The 4,154-nt window shown below is 38.7% G+C and carries 6 protein-coding genes and 1 pseudogene; all 7 read right to left on the bottom strand.

Annotated features, from left to right (window positions below):
- Window positions 1-59: 59 nt before the first annotated feature.
- Window positions 60-347, bottom strand: coding sequence for a type IV secretion protein VblB7 (locus ACFIO3_RS09480; RefSeq protein WP_375608112.1), 288 nt, complete (start codon window positions 345-347; stop codon window positions 60-62).
- Between the two features lie 6 nt (window positions 348-353).
- Window positions 354-1,289: a type IV secretion system protein gene (locus ACFIO3_RS09485; protein WP_375608113.1), complete on the bottom strand. Its 936-nt coding sequence runs from the start codon at window positions 1,287-1,289 to the stop codon at window positions 354-356.
- 26 nt (window positions 1,290-1,315) lie between these two features.
- Complete coding sequence (locus tag ACFIO3_RS09490; protein WP_375608114.1) at window positions 1,316-1,717, bottom strand: EexN family lipoprotein; 402 nt, start codon at window positions 1,715-1,717, stop codon at window positions 1,316-1,318.
- Between the two features lie 295 nt (window positions 1,718-2,012).
- A complete protein-coding gene (locus ACFIO3_RS09495; RefSeq protein ID WP_375608115.1) occupies window positions 2,013-2,384 on the bottom strand; it encodes an EexN family lipoprotein in 372 nt (123 codons plus the stop codon).
- Between the two features lie 152 nt (window positions 2,385-2,536).
- Window positions 2,537-2,794 (bottom strand): EexN family lipoprotein, encoded by a 258-nt coding sequence (locus tag ACFIO3_RS09500; protein ID WP_375608116.1) that lies wholly within the window; start codon window positions 2,792-2,794, stop codon window positions 2,537-2,539.
- A gap of 188 nt (window positions 2,795-2,982) precedes the next feature.
- Window positions 2,983-3,288 (bottom strand): annotated as a pseudogene (locus ACFIO3_RS09505) (EexN family lipoprotein); the annotation flags it as partial.
- Window positions 3,289-3,309: 21 nt separating this feature from the next.
- Entirely contained in the window at window positions 3,310-4,017 is a 708-nt protein-coding gene (locus ACFIO3_RS09510; protein WP_375608117.1) for a type IV secretion system protein, read from the bottom strand.
- Window positions 4,018-4,154 lie beyond the last annotated feature (137 nt).

Below are 4,154 nucleotides of genomic sequence, written 5' to 3' on the forward strand. Positions count from 1 at the left end.
CATGCGGTCTTGATCAAACGAGCGCGCTTCGGCAATATATTGTTCTACGTCTTTTTCTTTCATGCCTTTTTTCCGCAATCTTTGTAGGATTTTATTTCTTCATCCGTTAATTTTTGTGTGAGCAGCATTTCCAATTTGCCCTCTTTCACGGATGGGGTGGTGTTGTTACTGATGATGATGGGCGTTGGCGTGGGATTTTTCCCTTCCCAATTCCACATTGATCTGTTGAGTGGACGTTTAGAATATCCATCACATTTTGGCAGCGACTTCAGTGTGTTTGGTGAAGACACACAGCCACTGAGAAAGAGAAACGGCAAGATTACCCCAATTTTTTTTAATTCCCGCATTTGAACTTAGACCTTTTTTAATAGTGATGCTAGTTTTTTAACGCCCTTCATTATCGTGTTGGCTGTTGCTTTAGCAGCTTTACCTGTTAGTTGAGCCGTTGTTTTAGCGACTGGTCCTGATCCTGTAAGAGAAGCCCCCCCAGAGGCTAAAGCTGATGCGATATCAGGGAGTCTGAGGAAAAGGTGAATACCACCAAGACCAACAACCAAGAACTGAATTAAAGTAGTGAAGATATTGTCAATACCTCTTGAAAAAACGTTCATTGAAATGTTAACATATAAACCACCAAGCAGCACGACTAACACATATAAAATGATGAAGTTTGCAACTTGCCCTAACCATGCTTCTGTGAATTTTCTGGTTGAGGAAAACATATAGAGGCTTATGAAGAGTGGTCCTATTGATAGGACAAGAAACAAACCCAATTTAGCAAATAATGAAACAACAAAACCGACTAGACAAAAAAAGGCAGCAACTACTAGGCAGATAAAACCAGCAATCCATGTCGCAATAAACATCCCCATTTGAGTCAGACCTGTGTACTGGTTTGCTGCGTCCAAAACCTGTGCTCCAGCTTGGTTCATCATATTGTCCCATACATTTCGATCCACATGTGCTCCTTGTGTGACATTTGAAATGGCATTCGGCAGATCATGGAAAAATATACCACTGACCCACTCATTATAAAGAGCAGCCTTTGTGGCAAGTGAAACAACGATGCCGAGTTTGAAAGTTGTCACTATAAATTCCCATAAGGGCATGGAAGAGCGCCCATAGATGATATTGTAGCCCATAAATATAATGTAGATTGTACAAGACAGTTTAAGCGGAGCACCTAAACCTGACGAAAGATGTGAAATGGTTTTATCCATTGTATCTGTAAGGGGCTTCATCAACATATCATCTATGTCAGTAAATACGCCTTTGGTTATTATTGCCATTTAGATGCTCCGCTATTTATCGTGTATTAATGATTATTTTGTTCTTCTGCCGCGCTCTCTTTTGCTCTTCGTTCTTCTTCAGCGCGTGTTTCCGCTCTTTGTTTTTCGAGAATTTTTTGAGTCTCAGCTCTCATTCTTGCACGATCGGCTTCCATTTTAGCTTTCAATTTTTCCATTGATTTGCGATTTTCTTCGTCAATTTTACGACTTCTTTCTGCTGCTTTTGCTTCATATTCTTTCTGAAGTTCTAAAAATGCTAACCGCATGTTTTCACAATTTTTTGAAGTTCCTGCAAATCCACATTTCGCATCCCATTCTAGGCGTAATTTTTCATCTTTTTTAAATTCTGCTACACTGTGAGTTTTTTCACATCCAGCTGTGATGAGCCCTGTGCAAAGTAGTAATGTCGTTATGAGAACTTTATTCATCAATATTTCCCCTTTTTCCTTTCAGTTTTACAAGGTTTGAGCACAATCTTTAAATTATGCTTGTGTTATCGGTTGTTTTATAACCAGTGATGATAAATCTAGAGCACAGACATAATGTTGCCATAAATCTATTGTATAGTCTGTAAGGTTCTTTAAGTTGAGCAGCTAAAGCGCAATAGATGTTATCCATTGTTTTTGTAATGGGATTCATTAACATATTGTCGATATAAGAAAATACGCCTTTGGTTATTATTGCCATTTAGATGCTCCACTGTTCGTTGTGTATTTTTATAATTTAATCATTATTTTGTTGTTGTTCAGCGCGCTCTTTTGCTTTTTTTTCAGCTTGCCTTTTTTGATATTCAGCTTCTCTTTTTTCAAGATCGGCCATCATTTCAGCTTTCAATTTTTCCATTGATTTGCGATTTTCTTCGTCAATTTTACGGCTTCTTTCCGCTGCTTTTGCTTCATATTCTTTTTCAAGTTCTAAAAATGCTAACCGCATGTTTTCACAATTTTTTGAAGTTCCTGCAAATCCACATTTCGCATCCCACTCTAAGCGTAATTTTTCATCTTTTTTAAATTCTGCGACGCTATGGGTTTTTTCACATCCAGCTGTGATGAGCCCTGTGCAAAGTAGCAATGTTGTTATGAGAACTTTATTCATAGATATTTCCCCTTCTTTCTTTCAGTTTTTGATGTTTGAGCACAATCTTTAAATTCTGCTATGTTCTGTTTTTATAACCAGTGATGATAAATCTAGGGCAGAGACATAATGTTGCCATAAATGTTTTTACTGATTTAGTTATTGCCTTTGTCTTATTCTTTTGTTTTTTGCTTATTTTTATTTCCGTAAAAACGATTATAAAACTCACGAAAGTCTTTTCGCATATTTTCACGTAGTACTATTCGTACGTTTTGGCAGTTTATCGAATCTCCTGCTCCGTCACATCTAGCTGCCCATTCTTGGCGTAATTTTTCATCTTTTCTAAAATCTTCTACGCTATAGGTTTTTTCACATCCAGCTGTGATGAGCCCTGTGCAAAGTAGCAATGTTGTTATGAGAACTTTATTCATGATTAATGACTGTCCTGTTGTTGTTTTGCTTTAGCGCGCTCTTCTGCTTCTCGTTCGGCTTTTTCTTCAGCTTCAGATAATTTACGGAGATTCTCGTCTATTTCTCGCTGTAGTTTTTCAAGATAAGCGCGTCCTTTAGCTTCATTTTCAGCTCTCCGTTTTTCATATTCAGCTGCCCGTTTTCCAGCTTCGGCTTCCCATTTTTCACGTTCAGCTTTTCTTTTAGCTTCTTCTTCTTTTTGCTTTTTTTCCCATTCTTCTCTACGTTTACGGTTTTCTTCTTCAGCCTTTTTCCTGCGTTCTGCCGCAAGTTCGTGATCGGCTACTCTTACATTTTCACAATTTTTTGAAGTTCCTGACCATCCACATCTCACAGCCCATTCTTCAAATAATTTTTTATCTTTTTTAAATTCTTCTACGCTGTAGGTTTTTTCACATCCAGCCGTGATGAGCCCTGTGCAAAGTAGCAATGTTGTTATGATGATCTTGTTCATATTCAAATCCCTCTTTTTCGTTTATTGACCACGCAGTTTTTGGGCTAAAGCTTTGGTTCGTGCTTTAAATTCTTCCATTTCACGTCTTTCTGCCGCTTTTTCTTCTGCTTGTTGAATCATCATGGCGGCTTGCATTTGGAGTATTTTTGCTTGCAGGTCTGCTTGTACCGCTGCTAATTTTGCTTGAATGCCTTGAATTTTACCCGCATCTTCAGTACTTCCAAGTTCGTCAAGGAGCTTGTTAATGTTTTTTTGTGTTTCACTGGCTTCTTCGTAGACATCTTGGCCTTTTGCCGCTTCTCCTACTATGCGCTGTTCGGCTTTTTTCACTTCCTGTGCGTAAAAAGCATCTGCTGCCTCTTTTGATCCAGCGCCCCCTGAGGGCTCTTTGTATAAGAGTTCTTCTTGCCATTTTTGCGTGTTTTTGCTGCCACCACCGCCGCCACCGCTGCCGCCGCCCATCGATTGTTGAAAGTGGTTAAAGTCAGAAGGGAGGGCGCCACTGTTCCCTTGCTTGTTAAACATGTCTTTTAATCCAGAGATGTCAGGCTTGACATTTAAGGATTTAGCGAGATCTTGCAATTGTTTAAGCTGACCTTTCAATTGATTAAGCTGTTCAAGCCCTTGTTTAAAAGATTGAAGATCGAATGTAGCCAATTGTGCAAATGAATTGGTTGTTAAACTAAAAGAAATTGCGCAAAGGGCTGTTGCCAATAAAAGTTTTTTCATTGTTTTGACCTTTCTTGGAAAAGAGGAAGCCATTTTTCTGGAGATTTGCCAACTTCATCTATAATGGTCTCTAAAAGTTCAATGTTCTTGGTGGTGCCACTTAAAATGGCTATTTCATCATCAAAGCCCCGTAAGTT

Source organism: Bartonella sp. AD328YNZD (assembly GCF_042196425.1).

Excerpts from the sequence above, each read along its gene's own strand:
- ACFIO3_RS09480 (WP_375608112.1), bottom strand. The coding sequence starts at position 347 with ATGCGGGAATTAAAAAAAATTGGGGTAATCTTGCCGTTTCTCTTTCTC.
- ACFIO3_RS09485 (WP_375608113.1), bottom strand. The coding sequence starts at position 1,289 with ATGGCAATAATAACCAAAGGCGTATTTACTGACATAGATGATATGTTG.
- ACFIO3_RS09490 (WP_375608114.1), bottom strand. The coding sequence starts at position 1,717 with ATGAATAAAGTTCTCATAACGACATTACTACTTTGCACAGGGCTCATC.
- ACFIO3_RS09495 (WP_375608115.1), bottom strand. The coding sequence starts at position 2,384 with ATGAATAAAGTTCTCATAACAACATTGCTACTTTGCACAGGGCTCATC.
- ACFIO3_RS09500 (WP_375608116.1), bottom strand. The coding sequence starts at position 2,794 with ATGAATAAAGTTCTCATAACAACATTGCTACTTTGCACAGGGCTCATC.
- ACFIO3_RS09510 (WP_375608117.1), bottom strand. The coding sequence starts at position 4,017 with ATGAAAAAACTTTTATTGGCAACAGCCCTTTGCGCAATTTCTTTTAGT.